Here is a 16,549-nt window from a genome sequence, read left to right on the forward strand (position 1 = left end):
ACTCCTTATAGAGCTTTATCATATTTTATTTTCGAGATAACTACTTTTTTCTTCTAAAATAGACTTCACTTCCAGAGCAAAATCTTTTCGCTGAATCACTCGACATTTTGTGACAAAATTGACGCTTGAAAATAATGAGATTGCTTTCCCCAGATAGAAAATCTCTCTTCTATCTTTATCGTAAATTAATCCTGGATATACAACATGTTGGCGATTTTTTAATTGTTCAAAGCCATAACGTTCAACTTCTCGTTTGGCTTTTATATAATCTTTCAAAAAAAATGGTGCTGTATTTGCGGAAATAAAAAGAAACTTTGTTTTCTGGTCTTTTTGGACACCATTAATTAATGCTTTTGCTGGTTCGATACTATTTTTTTGGTAAGTTTGATTTTTACGGGGATTAGCAAAAAGAATCCCAATAGCATCAATGACCCAATCTGCACCATCGAGGATTTTTTCTAATTGTCTTGTATCTTTTAAATCAATGACATGATAGTGAACTTCTTTATGCTCGCCTTTAAAAGGATGACGTGACAGACTGTGAATATCATATTGGTTTGTATCTAAACACTTGATAATCCCCTGACCAACAAAACCCGTTCCTCCAGCAATCACAATCTTTCGTTTTGTCATCTATATAGCACTCCAGAAAGTCTTTTCTTGGTAAAAATGATACCATAATCATTAAAGAAACACGAAAATTATTAACTAACTTACATTTGAAAGGATACAAAAAATGCAGATTAGAACCATCCAAGAAAAAGATTTTGATCAAGTACTTGAAATCGAAAACAGCGTCTGGACACCTTATAATTCTCCTGTATATGATAGAGTATTAACCAAAGATGATTTAAGAAAAAGGATTGGAGATAGAGCGCATATTTTAGTTGCTGACGATAATGGCATAATTGCTGGTTGTTTACCTTACAATCCAATGTATCCTTTTCCACAAGGCCAACATGTCTGCACTTTTGGTTTAGCTATCCATCCAGATTTCCAAGGCAAAGGGATTGGTCGTCAATTGATTGAAGGTCTTTTTGAGACTGCTAAACAAAACCATTTTTCACAAATTGCCATGCATGTGACAGGTGGTAATAAAACTGCTATATCACTTTATCAAAAAATGGGATTCCAATTGGAATGTCAGCTTACAAACCATCTCTGTATCAACGGGATTTATCACGATGCTTTAATTTTTAATAAATCCATTTAACAAGTAATTTCAGAATGACTTGTTTTATTTCTTTTTATTTTTAATTAACTTTTCAGTAATTTTTAAGTTAAGCTTGTTAAGCTATGCCCAATACTTTTTGGAGGGCATTCACATGAATTTTATAAAACGAGCATGGCTTGCGACAAAGTCAAAACTTGGACGAAGTTTGTTGCTAACCTTGGTAACGATAGCAATCTTACTCTTTGTATTAGCAGGTATAACAATTAAAAACGCTGCAAATGCTGCAGTCAAATCAGCAAAAAATCAAACAGGATCTACTATTTCACTACAATTGAAAAGAGAATATATGATGTCACAAATGGCACCCCCAGATCAGTCTAGTTCAAGTTCATCATCGAGCCAAAAAACAGTCTCAATACCTTTAAGTGTTGCTAAAAAATTAGCAAATAACAGTGGTATTGCTAGCTACCTTTTTACAACAACGACACAAGCAAGTGCTGGTAGCAACATTTCCCCAATTTCAACAAGTTCGTCAACTTCTTCTAGTAGTTCATCAGATAGTCAATCATCAAATGGCATGAAAAATGGTGGGCCACAAATGGCAAGTGGTGACTTTACAATCACTGGTGTTTCAAGCACTGCCAAAGTAAGTGATTTCACTTCTTCAACAAGCAAAATCTCAAAAGGGGTTGGCATCACTTCAAGTACAGCAAATAACAGTGCTGTCATTTCATCAGATTTAGCTAAAAAGAATAGTTTATCAGTTGGTGATAGCTTTACTATTAAAACAACGGTCAATGGTACAGAGAAAAGCGTTACACTGAAAGTTGTTGGTATTTACACATCAAGTGCTACTGCAAATTCTGCACAAATGCAAAGTAACAGCAGTAATCCTCAAAACAATATTTACACTAATGTCTCAACTGTTAATACCTTAAAAGGTTCAAGTGGACTTGATAGTGCTGTCTTTACCGTTTCAAATCCTTCTAAACTTTCTTCATTAGTGAAAGAAATGAAAACTAAAATCAACACTAAAAAATACTCACTTACTTCTAGTGATGAAGTCTACAAACAAATGCTTCAACCACTAAACAATATTTCATCTATTGCCAACAATATTATTATTCTTGTTGCTGTTGCTGGCGCTATTATCCTAACACTTATCATTATGTTAAGTATTCGTGAACGCCGTTATGAAATTGGTGTTCTAATGAGTCTTGGTGAAAATCGTTTGAAGATTATTGGCCAATTCTTTACAGAGCTTGCTGTTGTGACACTCATCTCACTTTGTCTAGCTAGTCTTGCAGGAGGTATGGTTGGTAATGCTCTGGGTAACCAATTATTATCCAACTCAACTAGTCAACAAGTTAGTCAAAAAGATAATAATGTGAAAACAAATCAAAAATCTTGAAATAATCCTGGACAAGGGACACCTCCTGCTGGTAATACGGGAGGCGGCCAAGGCGGTCAAGGTGGTATGATGTCAATGGTTAAATCATCAGCATCCGTTAACAAACTCAACATCAATACTGGCGCAAGTGACATTGCAAAACTAGGTGGTATTGCTCTTGTGATATCCTTTATAGCTACATTCCTTGCAAGCATTGGCATATTAAGAATGAAACCAAAAGATATCTTATCTTCAAATTAGGAGGACTTTATGACACTACAAACCAAAGAACTAGGCTATTGGTACACTAATCCTGATGATTACCTGTTCAAAGATATTTCAATTAACTTTGAAAAAGGTAATGTCTATGCCATCTTAGGCCAATCAGGTAGTGGTAAAACTACATTTTTATCTCTTTTAGCAGGTCTTGATACCCCAAAAGAAGGTTCTATTTTGCTAAATCAAAAAGTTATTGAAAAAGACAAATTAAGACATTATCGTCAATCAAATGTTTCTACAATCTTTCAAGCTTATAATCTAATTCCTTATATGACTGCTATTGAGAATGTCCAAATAGCCCTTGAAATTTCAGGAAAGACTTTATCTAAAGAATCTATAAGTCAATTATTTGAGAAAGTTGGAATCAGTCGACAATTGATCGACAAGCCAATATTAAAACTATCAGGTGGTCAACAACAACGTGTAGCAATTGTTCGTGCACTTGCTACAAATCATGAAGTTATTATCGCCGATGAACCTACAGGTAACCTTGATGAGGAAACAACTCAAGATATTGTTAATATTTTTAAAGATATTGCACATAAAGAAGATAAGGTTGTCATCATCGTGACACATGAACGAGCTGTTGCTGAACAAGCAGATCTCGTCTTTGAGCTGAAACACAAAGTTTTAAGTCAACGCTAAAAAAAGCTAGAGAAATCTCTAGCTTTTTTTAGTTTTTACCCTTAACTAAATCAAAAATCAGCCAAGCTAGTAAAATGACAATTAATATAATCAGACCACTTGAAATCACATGACTCAAGACAACTTCTCGATGTGAAAGCTTTTCTCCAAAAAATGATGCTATTTGATCTGGTAATCCCTTTAAGTTTAGAAATGTTAATACAATAACTGAAAACCAACCAAGACCGTTTATCCAAGTATTATTTTTAAATGTTTTTCCCATAACAGACTCATCACCTGTAAATAATAACAATGGAATAATTGAAAACGGTAGCGCAAATGCCAAGAATACTTGAGAATTAATCATCAATTGATTTACTGCTATATTTTCTTTGACAACACCTTGAGAACTCGTTATTAGTACACAAATCATCACAGGCAAGACAGACAATAATCTCGTTATTAATCGACGTAACCAAGCTGGTAATTTTAGATGAATGTAGCCTTCCATAATGATTTGACCTGTTAAAGTTCCTGTAATAGTTGAATTCTGTCCTGAAGCTAATAACGCAATTGCAAATAAGACTGAAAGCGCACCAGAACTTGCAATTTGTGATAAGAGTGTATTACTCATCATATGAGGATTTGACAGAGCTTCATAAAGGCCTAGAAATGACGGATCTTTTACACTTCCAGCTTTAAAGACTGAAACCCCTACTATCAGTAATAAACAATTCACAAAAAAGGCCATAGTCAATTGAATGTTTGAATCCAATGTTAAAAATCGAAGTGCTCTTGCTATTTCTTTTGGGTTATCTCTATCAATCTGTCTGCTTTGTACGATAGAAGAGTGCAAGTAAAGATTATGTGGCATCACTGTTGCACCTATAATACCAAGTGCTCCTGTTAAAGGCACTTGTCCACTGACACTAGGATAACTAGCAAAAGCTTTTCCAGAAGGAATTAAACCTTGAAAAACTGCTGACCAATCAGGATGAGAAAGGATTACTTGATAACTAAAGACCGCAAAGATCACAAGTATCAAAGCAACCACCAGTGCTTCAATCTTTCTAACGCCTATCTTCATTAATAATAATAACAAGAATACATCCAGTATTGTTATCAGAACAGCTATTGTCAGTGGAATACGAAACAGTAAATTTAATGCAATTGCGCCACCAATCACTTCTGCAATGTCGGTCGCCATTATTGCCATTTCGGTTATTATCCATAAAATAATACCTAAACGTTTACTTGTTCTTGATCTAATTGCTTGGGCCAGATCCATCTGACTCACAATACCTAATTTTGCAGATAAATATTGTAATAACATGGCCACCAAACTAGATAATAAGATGACTGACATAAGAGTATACTGAAAATTCTGTCCACCTGTAATTGATGTCGACCAATTTCCAGGATCCATATAACCAACAGCTACCAAAGCACCTGGTCCAGAATAAAGAAAAAGTGTTTTCCAAAAAGACATGTTTTGAGGAATAGCGACACTTGAATTAATTTCTTCTAAAGAGGTCTTTATTTGATTTGATTTGTGATAATTAGCCACGTTCTACCTCCTTATGTATACTTAATTATTCCCTTAACAACAATTAATTTCTTCTAGTTTAACACAAAAAAAGAATCCTCACTAGAAGAATTCTTATTTTCTTTTATTTCTAATCAAGACAAAAGCGACTAGCACAATAATCAGTCCAAGAATAATGAGCAAAATAGAAGATTGTTCGCCAGTGATAGGTAAACTTGCATTTTCTTTCCATGTTGACTTGAGTTAGGTTTCCCTTGTGCTGAGCTTGAATTACTTGTTGGCTGAGCTTGCTTCTTGTCATTTGAATTATTCTTATCAGATTTAGTATCGTTCAATGGCTCAGAAGTTGTTTTATCTGTAGAGTCAGTTGTTGATGGTTGTGTAGAGCTTTCAGTTGAACTATCACTTGTGCTTGTAGATGCACTTGATGAGCTTGGCTCTGGTGTTGGCGTAGGCTGTACAGCTTCTGTGTTAAAGATTAGCAGTTGATAGGTTGTAACGGTATCCACTGTTCCACCTGTTTGGGCTCTACCAGAGCGACCACCACCACTTGTGACTTGTTCAACATCTTTTGATGGTCTTATTTTAGTACTATAGTTGGTAACAGGATCAACTGTAAAAGTATAGTTAATTTCTGAACCATCTGCATTTAAGGCATCTAACTTAATTTGGTTCATTGACCACTGTGATGGGTTACCTTGATTTTGGTTTGCGATACTTATGTCTTGTTTCTTAACCAAAACGCCATCAGCAAAGATATTAACAGTGACGCTATTTGGTCTTAGCTGATCTGCATTATTATCAAACCAGACATTTGATATATCAAGTGTTGTCGTGCTTTGAGCTGACACACTGACTGGGATGACAAATAGAAAAACTGCTATAACACCTAAGAGTAATGTTTTAATTTGTTTAATCATATTTTCTCCTTCATTTTTTCAGGATTTTTATTATAGCATCAGAAAACTCATTTTACAACAATAATTACTTAATTTTAATTTTTAGTCATAACAATAACTCAATTTTTAATAAATTAATGTGATTTTTTGACTTTATCATTATTCAAAAAAATAAAAAAACCTAGATTTTACTAGGTTTTTTTTATAATAATTGTTTCAAGTCGGTTACCGTTACAACTAAGACCGAACGAATAAAAGAATATTTTTCTTTCATTTCATCAAAATAGTCACCTTCAGAAATGATTTCACCTTTTCCAAGAATTCTAAATCCTGTTCCTTGATATCCATTAAACCCTTCAACTTCTCTAGATGCAAGAGTTAGGATAAGTTGATCATTAACCTTTAAATCTGACTCTGTTCCATGCATTCCTGCTACAGGAATGAGTAATGTATTGTCATTTTTTAGCACCAAAAAGCTATTCCAAGTACAAGTGACATGAGGTTCTTCATTCCCCCAAGAGGTGATAGATACTGTTCCTTCATGAGTTAAGACTTCTAAAAATTTATCAGTAAACATGATTAATTCCTTTCTAATCATAAGTTGTTTTCTCATCATTTTCCAAATCTATTATGACATAATTTTCTAAAAAGTTCAGACTAAAAAAATATTTTATTTTTGAAAACTTTAACCTTGACTTCCATAGGAGCCTATGATATTATTCCATAGTTCCCTATGAAAGGAGACAAGGTTTGGATATAAAATCGAATATTCCAGTTCTTATAAAGCGGGTTTCTTTAAAATTTGAAAAAGAAGCCAATCATATTTTAACTGAATATAATGTAACTGCTTCTCAATTGAAAACCTTAAAATTTCTATTTGGTCACCCAAATCTCACTGTCACTCAACATGACATTGAACTTTTCTTTTCCATGACAAATCCAACTGTCACAGGAATATTGCAAAACTTAGAGAAGAAAAACTTTATTTTTCGACAGCAAAACCCAAATGATGCTAGAAGTAAGGTCATCGGTTTTACAGAGCAAAGTTTGCAATTTAAGACTAAATTAGAACAGTTATCTCATCAATTGGAGACTGATTTAACCAAACAGTTAACAAATGATGAACACCAAACACTTATATACCTTCTCACGAAATTATTAAATGATAATGATAAGGTAGACTAAGTTGCAATGAACTCATCATTCATTGCAAAGAAAAATAGAATGGAGACAAAACATAATGCAAACACATGATATCCATGGCAAGCCTTATAGTAGAACTGCCTTAATATCACTTTTATTGATTGCAACTTTTGCGGGTGTCTTAAACCAAACAAGTCTTGGGACAGCTATCCCAACCCTTATGAAAAGTTTTGACATCTCACTTGCAACAGCACAAAAAGCTACTACTTATTTCCTTTTAGCTAATGGGATTATGATTCCTGTTTCAGCCTTTTTAGCAACACGATTTTCTACAAAATGGCTATATTTTGTATCTTATGCATTTCTTATTACAGGTTTGTTATTAGATACTTTTGCACCAACTTCAAACTGGACCATCTTTTTAATCGGACGTATCATCCAAGCCTGTGCAGTAGGTGTTACAATGCCATTAATGCAGGTCGTTATTGTAAATATCTTCCCAGCAGAACAGCGTGGTGCTGCAATGGGGCTTAATGGTCTTGTTGTTGGTTTGGCACCTGCCATTGGGCCTACACTAGCTGGTTGGATCTTAAAACAAGATTTTCATGCATTTGGGACTGTTCTCACTTGGCGTGCTATCTTTATTTTACCTCTAGCTATCTTAATAATTGCTTTTATCTTGACACCATTCTTAGTCAAAGATGTTCTTGAAAACCGTCCAGTATCACTTGATATCTTATCATTTGTTCTATCAATCCTTGGTTTTGGTAGTTTCCTTTGGGGCTTCACAAATGTAGCAACAGATGGCTGGGGCGATATGTCACACGTTATCTTACCAATCATTATTGGTATCATTATCATTACACTCTTTGTTCTACGTCAATTAAAACTTGAAACTCCTTTCCTTGATATTAATGTCTTTAAAGTAAAACAATTCTCTATCACAACACTTGCTATTGCGCTATCCATGATGGCCATGATGGGTGTTGAAATGATGCTTCCACTTTATCTTCAAAATGTGCACGGTCTTTCAGCTTTTGATTCTGGACTAGTCCTACTTCCAGGAGCTCTTATGATGGGACTTGTCAGTCCTATTGCTGGTAAAGTGTATGATAAGGTTGGTTCTCGTCGAATTGCTCTTATTGGATTTGTAATCTTAACTATTGGTACTGTTCCATTTATTCATCTAACTGCTTCAACTCCTGATAACTTTATCACAATACTCTATGCTGTTCGTATGTTTGGTATTGCGATGGTTATGATGCCACTTACAGCAAGTGCCATGAGTGCTCTTCCTCCTCATGAAGCAGCACATGGTACCGCAGCAAACAACACTGTAAGACAAATTGCTTCTGCTATTGTTGTTGCCATTCTTTCAAGTGTAACGCAAAATGTCATTAACAATAATAAACCTGCAGCATCTATGAAAGTAGATAATCCACTACATTATGCTTATAAAATGATCAATGCTAGTTTAGATGGTTTCCACGTCTCATTCACTATTGGACTTGGCTTTGCTATTATTGGTTTCTTTGTTGCCTTGTTATTAAGAAAAGGAAAAGTTATTGAGACAGAAAAAGGAGGTCAAAAATGATTATATTAGTCATTGCCCTAGCAACGATTTTAACATTTGTGACTTGGATACTCATTGATAATAATGTGTTATGTTACGTACTTGCTATCCTTTCAATTATCTTTTTAGGATGGTCCGTTTACATCTTAACCGATCATTTTGTTAATCATACAGGTATGGAAGTGAGATCAAAAACAACAACTAAACAAGTTTACTCTGCAGGAAGCTCTAGTGTCCCTTATGGTATGGTGATTACAAAAGAAGTTGGTAAAACTTCTGGTAATTACGTTCTTGTTTATAAAGATAAATCTTCTGATAAAAAAGCAAGTGCTCATTTCATTCCAAATACAAAAAATGTAACTGAAGCTGTCAAAAAAACAGCAAGTTATAAAACGGCCAATGTAAAAAAAGCAACTGTTAAAACAACAACTAAAAGATATGTTTGGAAATCAGATTTTTATGAATCTCTCTTTGGTTTTGCTGGAGAAGAGGGTGATTTAGTTTCTAAAAAATCAGTGTTAACTGTTCCAAAGGATACATGGCTTGTTCTCAGTCAAAGCCAAGCTAAAAAATTACAAACTTTGGTACCCAAACTAAAAGCACAATCACAAGCACAAATGAAAGCTAACCCTCAAGCTGCTAAAGCTATGATGACTTTAGCTAAAACAAATCCAGATAAATATGCAGCAATGCAAGTTCAAACAATTAAAAAAGCTTTAAACATTAAATAAAAAGTTGCTATTTGATAAATAATATCTGCCATTTCCTCTGGTGATTCCTGACCACCTTCAATAACCCACTTAGATATAATAGACTCAATGGAAGCCACATATGCTGTTCTGGCAAACTTTTCTGGAACTATGAGCTCTTGACTAATCAAGTCATCAAAATTTGAAATCCCATCTAAAATATAATTGATAAACTCACGGATTGACTTTGGAAGATTGACATACGTAGATGAGGCAATAACAGAGATAAAATCAAAATCTTCAGCTATATATTGGAGAGCAGCTAAAATAACTTCTCTTGTTAATGCTTTTGTATCTTCTGAAATGATAGCATAAATATGAGAAAAGGTTTCTTCCTTTAATTTGTCCATCATATCATACTTATCTAAATAATGAAGGTAAAAAGTACCTCTATTGATGGCAGCTTCTCTACAAATCATGGTTACTGAAATTTCTTCAAAAGAATGTTGCTCTAAAAGCTTAGCAATTGCCCATCTGATAAATTGTTTTGTCTCTGTGTTTCTCGTATTTTTTGACATATTTTTTCTCCTGTAATATTAAATCAACAGAAAATTATCATTTGATTATTGTGTTTTTAAAGATTTCTAGGTTATAATCATATCATAAAATCAACATGTTGTTTATTTAATAGAATAAAAGGAGACCTTATGTCTTATATAGAAGTTAAGAATACCTCGAAACGTTATCATATGGGTGAAAATATTATTTCTGCCAATGAAGATGTCAATTTTAAGATTGAAAAAGGTGAATTGGTCATTATCTTAGGCTCATCTGGAGCTGGTAAATCAACCTTATTAAATATATTAGGTGGTATGGATACTACTGATGAGGGTCAAGTGATTATAGATGGAAATGATATTGCTCAATACAATTCTCACCAAAGAACAGACTATCGTCGTGATGATGTAGGTTTTGTTTTTCAATTTTATAATTTGGTAGCTAATTTAACAGCAAAGGAAAACGTTGAATTGGCTTCAGAAATTGTTAAGGAAGCTATGGATGCTGAAGACATCTTAAAAAGAGTTGGCTTAGAAAAACGCATCAACAATTTTCCTGCACAGCTTTCTGGTGGTGAACAACAGCGTGTTTCCATTGCACGCGCAGTTGCTAAAAAGCCCAAATTACTTCTTTGTGATGAACCAACTGGAGCACTAGATTATCAAACGGGAAAACAAGTGCTCAGTTTACTACAGAATGTTTCCAAACAGTTTGGAACAACTGTCATTATTGTAACTCACAATTCTGCACTTGCTCCCATTGCTAATCGTGTCATTCATATGAGAGATGCTACTGTTAAAGAAGTAACTTTGAACTCTCAACCACAAGCTATAGAATCATTAGAATACTAGGTGTAATATGTCCTTAAAAGTATATCGCAAAGACATCAAACAATCCTTTAGTTCTTCAATAGGTCGCTTTTTATCCCTCTTTTCATTGATGATGATAGGGGCAATTGCTTTAATTGGTCTCAAAGTAACTGCTCCAAATATGGAAAGAACAGCTCAAACTTTTATTGAAAAATACCATACCATGGATCTTTCCATCATTGGCTCTCAAGGATTTAACCAAGATGACAAAAATGACTTAAAAAAACTGAAAGATACTAAAATCGAATACAGTTATCTTTTAGATGTAACCACCAATAATGGCCAAAAGGCCATTCGACTTTTTTCAACTCCCAAAAACATCTCAAAAGCACAGCTCTCATCAGGTCATTTCCCAAAAACCAAAAATGAAATTGCACTTGCTAAATCCTTTTCTAAGCAATATCACATAGGGGATACAATAAGCTTTTCAGATACAAGTAATTTATTGTCAACAAAAACCTATCAGATTACAGGTTTTATTCAATCATCTGAAATGTGGTCAACAAAAAATCTAGGTAGTTCAAGTAAAGGTTCTGGTGAACTTCAAGGCTACGGTATTATACCATCTGCTTCTTTCAAATTACCTTATCACAATATCGCACGTATTCAAATTAAATCATTAAATCAAAAGCCCTATTACTCTGATACTTACAAAGATAAAGTTACTTCTTTTAAATCAAAAATCAAGAAGAGATTATCTGATAATGGTGAGAAGCGTCAAAAACACGAAGTATCTGAAGCAAATGAAAAAATTAATAAGGCCAAGTCTCAATTATCAAAACAAGAAAAGACAATCAAACAATTACCAGAAAGTCCTCAGAAATCACAACTCACAAGTCAGTTAAATCAAGAAAAAGCTAAGATAAGTCGTCAAGAAACAAAAATAAGTCAAATCAAAGCAGCAACTTATTCTGTCTATAATCGCAAAACCTATCCTGGTAGTGACGGCTATACCGCCTATGATAGTTCAACAGAAAGTATCAGCGCTGTTGGAAATATTTTCCCAGTTGTCCTATATATTGTTGCGGCTTTAGTAACCTTAACGACTATGACACGTTTTGTAGATGAAGAAAGACAAACAGCTGGACTCTTTAAAGCTCTAGGTTATAGCAATAAACAAATCATACGTAAATTTATTATTTATGGTTTTATAACAAGTATGGCAGGAACCTTAGCTGGTGTCATCATTGGCCATATCTTCTTATCACCAATGATTAGTAATATTATTACTAATACATCAGTCATTGGAGAATCACACCGTTATTTCTATCTTTCATGGACTTTATTAGCACTTCTTTTTGCTTTTATTTCTGCTGTACTACCAACCTATTTGGTTGCACGCAAAGAACTAAGTGATGAAGCTGCACCATTATTATTAGCTAAACCACCTGTTGCTGGAGAAACAATACTTCTTGAAAAATGGCATTTTATCTGGAATAAACTAAGTTTCACTCAAAAAATAACTGCTCGGAATATCTTCAGATACAAACAAAGAATGTTTATGACTATTTTTGGTGTAGCGGGTTCAGTTGCACTCTTGTTTGCTGGTTTAGGTATTCAAACTTCCATCTCAGGTGTTTCAAAAACACAATTTCAAGACATTCTCAATTATCAACTAATTGTTTCTGAAAATCAAAATGCTACTAAATCTGAACAGGAAAAATTAAACAATGCTTTAGAAAGTTCAGATATTACCCATAAATTACCAATTGAAGTTAAAACTAGTAAAAATAAGATCTCAACTGTCAATGAAGAACAATCTATCACGATGTTTATTAGTGATCAAGATCAATTAAGTCCCTATATTAACTTAAGAGAACGACATGCTTCAAAAGCAATTTCACTTCCAAAAAATGGAATTGTCATTTCTGAAAAATTAGCTCAATTATACAAAGCTGATATTGGAGATACGATCAAGATAACATTGAATCACAAAAAAGTGACTGTTAAAATAGCAGCTATTACTGAAATGTATGCTGGGCATTTTATCTTCTTTTCAAAACAGTATTATGAAAACATTAGTCATCAAACATTTAAAGAAAATGCAAAGCTGGTTCAATTAAACTCTAAGAAGATTCGTGATATTAGTTACCAAGCAGCATCATTTAACAAGCTAAAAGCCGTTGCTGGAGTCTCACAAAATGCTTCATTGATAGCCCAATTAAATGCCGTTGCAAACTCACTTCAATCTGTCATGTTGATCCTCGTAATATTATCTGTTTTATTGGCAATCGTTATCCTATATAATTTAACTAATATTAATGTTGCAGAACGCATCAGAGAATTATCAACAATCAAAGTTCTTGGTTTTCATAATAAAGAAGTCACACTTTATATATATAGAGAAACCATTGTTTTATCTATTATTGGAATCATAGCAGGTTTAATATCTGGTATTGGGTTGCATGCACTTCTGCTCAATATGATTGGTTCAGATGTTATTATGTTTAATCCAAGTGTTCCCCTAAAAGTTTATATTATTCCAATCATAGCCATTTCTGCTATATTGATTTGTCTTGGTTTAGTTGTCAATCGCCATTTAAGAAAAGTCGATATGTTAGAAGCTTTAAAATCTGTTGATTAATTTATTTTGGAATTTTTACAGTTATTGATTGACAGACTATGGATAAAGTATTATATTAAGTATAGTTAACTATTTGATTAGGTGCAACTAATTTATAGTTATGATTATTTCCTATTCTGTTGTAAGTTTCAGACTACTTTGATGTGAGAAATACTGTTTTCCTTACATTTCTCTTTTCATTAATAAACTTATTATACTTTCTACCATTTTTCCAATGTAGTCTATCAATCTTACACAACAAAAAAGCCCCAAATGGGGCCTTTTTTGTTGTTATTCATTTGTTTCATCAATAAGATGTGAGTAAAGACTACTTAACTCTCCTAGATAAGATTTTTGTTCTTCAATAGAATCACTAATTTTATGTTGAATTTCGGTAAAAGCAACAATATTTTGATAAAGATTTATAAAGCGCTCAGCATTAGCTGATGAAGCAACGGTGACACCACTACCATGTTTAAAATCTAATACCCCATGACTTTCTAATAACTTTAAGCCTTTTCTTGCAGTCTCACGAGAAACAGAATATTCATCCCCAATTTTAGGGATAGGATTCAGTTTTTCATGCTCTTTAAATTGACCTTTGGCAATTTTTTTGGCAATCAATAATGCTAGTTGCTCATACTGTGTTATGGCATTTCTCTCTTCCAATAGTATCACCTAGTTTCTCTTTATGAATATTAGGTGAACATTATTTCAGTAGCTAATTATTGATTTGATTTAGCACTTTCAACTTGTGACTTAATTTTATCCGAAGCCTTGGTTGATTGTTCTGAAACAAATTCACCTGTTGCTTTTCCAGCGTCTGTTAAACGATCTTGAACGGTAACTGAACTTGCTTGATAATCTTCACGAGTCATAATGTCAACGACTTCAACATTCACTTCAACAACTTTCAAGTGTGTCAAATCTTTGACTTCTTCACTCACGACTTCTTTAATATTTTCGACAATTTCTAGGATGTCTTTACTGTATTCAACGATAATGCGTAAATCAACAGCAACTTCTTTTGTACCAACTTCAACATTGACACCTTCAGTAACATCATCGCTATTTACGACTTTATTTTTAAGTCCGGTAAAAGCACCACCAGTAACCCCAAGTAAGCCGTTTATTGACTCTAACGATTGTCCTACTATTTTTTCAATAACTTTGTCATCGTATGTGACTTGACCTTTTTTTACTTCTGTATTCGTTTTTTCTGACATATTAATTCTCATTTCTACGATCTCGATAAACAATTGCAAAACCAAGTCCTAACAAGAAACCTACTATTAAAAAGTAGATTTCTTTTGTTAAAACATATCCCAACAACCCTACAAGTGTCCCAATAAAAACTCTTATGGTCGCTATAACAAATAAGGTGAGGTTTCTATCATCAGGAATCTTTACCATTTATTAGTTTCTCCTAGATAACACGAGGTTCTTTGTCACCAGAATCTGTAGCATCTTTAACACCGTTTACAGCTTGGTTATATTTAGTTAATGTGTATTCACCAGCAGCTTTAGCTGAACTTGTTACACGTTCTTGAACTGAAACACTGTCAGCTTCATATTGTGCACGTGTTTTAATATCAACAACGTTAACATTTACTTCAACGACTTCTAAATCAGTCATTGTTTTAACTTCACTTTCTACAATGGCTTTAATATCTTTAAAGATTTTTGGAACATTTTTACGATATTCTGCAATGATATCTAAATCAACAGCGACTTGACGTTTACCAACTTCAACGTTGACACCATCTGTTTTTGAATCAGAATTAACGAGTTTACCTTTCATATTAGAAAAGAAACCTCCGTCAACACCAAGTAAACCATCAACACTATCAATTGCTAGTCCTACTATTTTTTCAATAACTTTGTCTTCGTAGGTTAATTCACCTTTAACATTTTCTACTACTGGAGCTGTTGTTTTTGTTTCTACCATAATAAATACCTCATTCTTTATTTTATGAATTTATCCAATCCCACTTTTATTTAAAGAGACGATCTAGATAACCTGTTTTTTTAAGATAAGATGCTAAATAAACACCTAATACAATGAAAATAATAACTAAGATTGTTTTGAAAAAGCCATATGTTACTAAGAATAATCCTAGTATTAAACCTAACAATCCACCAATAATTGGATAACGATATTGATTAAATAATGCTACAAAGTCCATAACTACCTCTATTCTACGCGGTTTGTAACCACACGCTCTTTTTCTTCAACATTTTTAACATTAACTGTATAGTCAACTTTTTTCGTAATACCAAAGAATTCATCTAAACCAGTTTTGATATCACGTTCCAGACCTTGAGTTTTTTCCACAACATTAATCCGCGGAAGCACAACACCTGAAACATCAACTTTAAATTTTTTCTTGTACATTTTGGCAGTAACAACAGGGGATTTCATAAATCCTTCTTCTTTAACAACTGTTTTTACAAAACCTTCAACTGCACTCTTCTTCAATTTTAATTTACCATTTTTTGAATCTTCAAGTTTAATTTCTGTATATTTTCTTGGGTAAAATAAAACTACGATAATTGCTACCAAAATAATAATAAAGAAAGCAACTGAGACCCAGAAAAAATAGGGTGAAAACATTTTTTCAGTGTGAGGACTCAAATTCAAGAAAGAAATAGAATCTTCTAGTTCCTTTGGAACATTAGCTAAACCAACATAATGCCCAGCCACCACTGCTAAAATGGTCATCAAGACTAAACCGATGATAATGTATAGTGTTTTTTTAAACTTATTCATAAATACCTACTTTCTAGTCTAGTGTCCAACACGACTTAATAAATAAGAAACGACAAGGACAACTATTACTGCTCCCAATATTGAAGGAATCAAAGCCATTCCTGCAAGTGATGGTCCCCAGGATCCTAAGAGAGCTTGTCCAATAACTGAACCAACTAGACCTGCAAGTATATTTGCAATCCAGCCCATTGAGCCACCTTTTTTAGTTATAGCTCCTGCTATTAACCCAATTAAGGCACCTACTAAAATTGTCCATAACATAATTTTTCCCCCTAAGATAAAACAACTTATTATACTTAGTTGAAATGTTGTCACTCTGAGGTCCGCTTATCTGAGTGTGTGTCTTATCAAGGAATAGTATTGTAAACAAACGAACCTTAAAGTGACAACATTTATTTATCTTTATGTTGTTATTATAACATGGATATTTTAAAATGCAAGTATTTTGACTTAGTGACTACACATTTTTTTA

Annotated in this window: 20 protein-coding genes and 1 pseudogene; 8 read left to right on the forward strand and 13 right to left on the reverse strand. The window is 33.4% G+C overall.

What is annotated here, in order from left to right; all coding sequences use genetic code 11:
- Positions 1-18: 18 nt before the first annotated feature.
- Complete coding sequence (locus tag STRUR_RS09860) at positions 19-633, reverse strand: NAD-dependent epimerase/dehydratase family protein (RefSeq protein WP_006738867.1); 615 nt, start codon at positions 631-633, stop codon at positions 19-21.
- Between the two features lie 103 nt (positions 634-736).
- Between STRUR_RS09860 and STRUR_RS09865 the strand changes: the two genes are divergently transcribed.
- From STRUR_RS09865 to STRUR_RS09875, 3 genes and pseudogenes are all read left to right on the forward strand, one after another.
- Entirely contained in the window at positions 737-1,213 is a 477-nt protein-coding gene (locus STRUR_RS09865) for a GNAT family N-acetyltransferase (protein WP_006739803.1), read from the forward strand.
- A 112-nt stretch (positions 1,214-1,325) separates the two neighbouring features.
- Positions 1,326-2,825, forward strand: a pseudogene (locus tag STRUR_RS09870) (ABC transporter permease).
- Positions 2,826-2,834: 9 nt separating this feature from the next.
- Positions 2,835-3,488: an ABC transporter ATP-binding protein gene (locus STRUR_RS09875; RefSeq protein ID WP_006740208.1), complete on the forward strand. Its 654-nt coding sequence runs from the start codon at positions 2,835-2,837 to the stop codon at positions 3,486-3,488.
- A gap of 28 nt (positions 3,489-3,516) precedes the next feature.
- On the opposite strand, the gene STRUR_RS09880 is transcribed toward STRUR_RS09875, so the two are convergent.
- The 4 genes from STRUR_RS09880 to STRUR_RS09890 form a co-directional block, all read right to left on the reverse strand.
- A complete protein-coding gene (locus STRUR_RS09880; RefSeq protein ID WP_006738538.1) occupies positions 3,517-5,034 on the reverse strand; it encodes an Nramp family divalent metal transporter in 1,518 nt (505 codons plus the stop codon).
- Positions 5,035-5,127: 93 nt separating this feature from the next.
- Positions 5,128-5,196: a hypothetical protein gene (locus STRUR_RS12140; RefSeq protein ID WP_406874643.1), complete on the reverse strand. Its 69-nt coding sequence runs from the start codon at positions 5,194-5,196 to the stop codon at positions 5,128-5,130.
- Positions 5,175-5,933, reverse strand: coding sequence for a Cna B-type domain-containing protein (locus STRUR_RS09885; protein WP_006739005.1), 759 nt, complete (start codon positions 5,931-5,933; stop codon positions 5,175-5,177). The genes STRUR_RS12140 and STRUR_RS09885 overlap by 22 nt, the downstream gene beginning before the upstream one ends.
- Before the next feature lie 181 nt (positions 5,934-6,114).
- Entirely contained in the window at positions 6,115-6,489 is a 375-nt protein-coding gene (locus STRUR_RS09890) for a pyridoxamine 5'-phosphate oxidase family protein (RefSeq protein WP_006740718.1), read from the reverse strand.
- 173 nt (positions 6,490-6,662) lie between these two features.
- On the opposite strand from STRUR_RS09890, the gene STRUR_RS09895 reads away from it, so the two are divergent.
- The 3 genes from STRUR_RS09895 to STRUR_RS09905 are packed head-to-tail and all read left to right on the forward strand — an operon-like array spanning position 6,663 to position 9,359.
- Positions 6,663-7,097: a MarR family winged helix-turn-helix transcriptional regulator gene (locus STRUR_RS09895; protein WP_006740343.1), complete on the forward strand. Its 435-nt coding sequence runs from the start codon at positions 6,663-6,665 to the stop codon at positions 7,095-7,097.
- Between the two features lie 55 nt (positions 7,098-7,152).
- Complete coding sequence (locus STRUR_RS09900; RefSeq protein WP_006739282.1) at positions 7,153-8,649, forward strand: MDR family MFS transporter; 1,497 nt, start codon at positions 7,153-7,155, stop codon at positions 8,647-8,649.
- Positions 8,646-9,359: a DUF4811 domain-containing protein gene (locus STRUR_RS09905; protein ID WP_006740244.1), complete on the forward strand. Its 714-nt coding sequence runs from the start codon at positions 8,646-8,648 to the stop codon at positions 9,357-9,359. Before STRUR_RS09900 ends, STRUR_RS09905 begins: the two co-directional genes overlap by 4 nt.
- Here the strand turns inward: STRUR_RS09905 and STRUR_RS09910 are convergent.
- Positions 9,326-9,895, reverse strand: a complete 570-nt coding sequence (locus tag STRUR_RS09910; protein ID WP_006739770.1) for a TetR/AcrR family transcriptional regulator — start codon at positions 9,893-9,895, stop codon at positions 9,326-9,328. The genes STRUR_RS09905 and STRUR_RS09910 overlap by 34 nt on opposite strands.
- A 129-nt stretch (positions 9,896-10,024) precedes the next feature.
- Between STRUR_RS09910 and STRUR_RS09915 the strand changes: the two genes are divergently transcribed.
- The gene (locus STRUR_RS09915) at positions 10,025-10,726 is read left to right on the forward strand and encodes an ABC transporter ATP-binding protein (protein ID WP_006738467.1); all 702 of its coding nucleotides are present in this window, start codon (positions 10,025-10,027) and stop codon (positions 10,724-10,726) included.
- 7 nt (positions 10,727-10,733) lie between these two features.
- On the forward strand, positions 10,734-13,328 hold the full coding sequence (locus STRUR_RS09920; RefSeq protein WP_006738976.1) for an ABC transporter permease: 2,595 nt from the start codon (positions 10,734-10,736) through the stop codon (positions 13,326-13,328).
- Positions 13,329-13,598: 270 nt separating this feature from the next.
- Here STRUR_RS09920 and STRUR_RS09925 read toward each other — a convergent pair whose 3' ends face one another.
- From STRUR_RS09925 to STRUR_RS09955, 7 genes are read right to left on the reverse strand one after another with little or no spacing between them, the layout of a single operon-like run.
- Positions 13,599-13,985: a winged helix-turn-helix domain-containing protein gene (locus STRUR_RS09925; protein WP_006740717.1), complete on the reverse strand. Its 387-nt coding sequence runs from the start codon at positions 13,983-13,985 to the stop codon at positions 13,599-13,601.
- Positions 13,986-14,032: 47 nt separating this feature from the next.
- Entirely contained in the window at positions 14,033-14,533 is a 501-nt protein-coding gene (locus STRUR_RS09930) for an Asp23/Gls24 family envelope stress response protein (RefSeq protein ID WP_006740033.1), read from the reverse strand.
- Between the two features lies 1 nt (position 14,534).
- Positions 14,535-14,720, reverse strand: coding sequence for a hypothetical protein (locus tag STRUR_RS09935; RefSeq protein WP_006738475.1), 186 nt, complete (start codon positions 14,718-14,720; stop codon positions 14,535-14,537).
- Positions 14,721-14,733: 13 nt separating this feature from the next.
- Positions 14,734-15,255 (reverse strand): Asp23/Gls24 family envelope stress response protein, encoded by a 522-nt coding sequence (locus tag STRUR_RS09940; RefSeq protein ID WP_006738801.1) that lies wholly within the window; start codon positions 15,253-15,255, stop codon positions 14,734-14,736.
- Positions 15,256-15,301: 46 nt separating this feature from the next.
- Positions 15,302-15,493: a DUF2273 domain-containing protein gene (locus STRUR_RS09945; protein WP_006739403.1), complete on the reverse strand. Its 192-nt coding sequence runs from the start codon at positions 15,491-15,493 to the stop codon at positions 15,302-15,304.
- An 8-nt stretch (positions 15,494-15,501) separates the two neighbouring features.
- Complete coding sequence (gene amaP / locus STRUR_RS09950) at positions 15,502-16,077, reverse strand: alkaline shock response membrane anchor protein AmaP (RefSeq protein WP_006739099.1); 576 nt, start codon at positions 16,075-16,077, stop codon at positions 15,502-15,504.
- Positions 16,078-16,095: 18 nt separating this feature from the next.
- Positions 16,096-16,338, reverse strand: a complete 243-nt coding sequence (locus tag STRUR_RS09955; protein ID WP_006739564.1) for a GlsB/YeaQ/YmgE family stress response membrane protein — start codon at positions 16,336-16,338, stop codon at positions 16,096-16,098.
- Positions 16,339-16,549: the final 211 nt, after the last annotated feature.

Source organism: Streptococcus urinalis 2285-97 (assembly GCF_000188055.2).
Lineage (GTDB): Bacteria > Bacillota > Bacilli > Lactobacillales > Streptococcaceae > Streptococcus > Streptococcus urinalis.

What these genes read in the sequence shown, in the direction of transcription:
- STRUR_RS09860 (WP_006738867.1), bottom strand. Translation starts at nt 633, where the DNA reads ATGACAAAACGAAAGATTGTGATTGCTGGAGGAACGGGTTTTGTTGGT.
- STRUR_RS09865 (WP_006739803.1), top strand. Translation starts at nt 737, where the DNA reads ATGCAGATTAGAACCATCCAAGAAAAAGATTTTGATCAAGTACTTGAA.
- STRUR_RS09875 (WP_006740208.1), top strand. Translation starts at nt 2,835, where the DNA reads ATGACACTACAAACCAAAGAACTAGGCTATTGGTACACTAATCCTGAT.
- STRUR_RS09885 (WP_006739005.1), bottom strand. Translation starts at nt 5,933, where the DNA reads ATGATTAAACAAATTAAAACATTACTCTTAGGTGTTATAGCAGTTTTT.
- STRUR_RS09890 (WP_006740718.1), bottom strand. Translation starts at nt 6,489, where the DNA reads ATGTTTACTGATAAATTTTTAGAAGTCTTAACTCATGAAGGAACAGTA.
- STRUR_RS09900 (WP_006739282.1), top strand. Translation starts at nt 7,153, where the DNA reads ATGCAAACACATGATATCCATGGCAAGCCTTATAGTAGAACTGCCTTA.
- STRUR_RS09905 (WP_006740244.1), top strand. Translation starts at nt 8,646, where the DNA reads ATGATTATATTAGTCATTGCCCTAGCAACGATTTTAACATTTGTGACT.
- STRUR_RS09910 (WP_006739770.1), bottom strand. Translation starts at nt 9,895, where the DNA reads ATGTCAAAAAATACGAGAAACACAGAGACAAAACAATTTATCAGATGG.
- STRUR_RS09915 (WP_006738467.1), top strand. Translation starts at nt 10,025, where the DNA reads ATGTCTTATATAGAAGTTAAGAATACCTCGAAACGTTATCATATGGGT.
- STRUR_RS09920 (WP_006738976.1), top strand. Translation starts at nt 10,734, where the DNA reads ATGTCCTTAAAAGTATATCGCAAAGACATCAAACAATCCTTTAGTTCT.
- STRUR_RS09930 (WP_006740033.1), bottom strand. Translation starts at nt 14,533, where the DNA reads ATGTCAGAAAAAACGAATACAGAAGTAAAAAAAGGTCAAGTCACATAC.
- STRUR_RS09935 (WP_006738475.1), bottom strand. Translation starts at nt 14,720, where the DNA reads ATGGTAAAGATTCCTGATGATAGAAACCTCACCTTATTTGTTATAGCG.
- STRUR_RS09940 (WP_006738801.1), bottom strand. Translation starts at nt 15,255, where the DNA reads ATGGTAGAAACAAAAACAACAGCTCCAGTAGTAGAAAATGTTAAAGGT.
- STRUR_RS09945 (WP_006739403.1), bottom strand. Translation starts at nt 15,493, where the DNA reads ATGGACTTTGTAGCATTATTTAATCAATATCGTTATCCAATTATTGGT.
- amaP (WP_006739099.1), bottom strand. Translation starts at nt 16,077, where the DNA reads ATGAATAAGTTTAAAAAAACACTATACATTATCATCGGTTTAGTCTTG.
- STRUR_RS09955 (WP_006739564.1), bottom strand. Translation starts at nt 16,338, where the DNA reads ATGTTATGGACAATTTTAGTAGGTGCCTTAATTGGGTTAATAGCAGGA.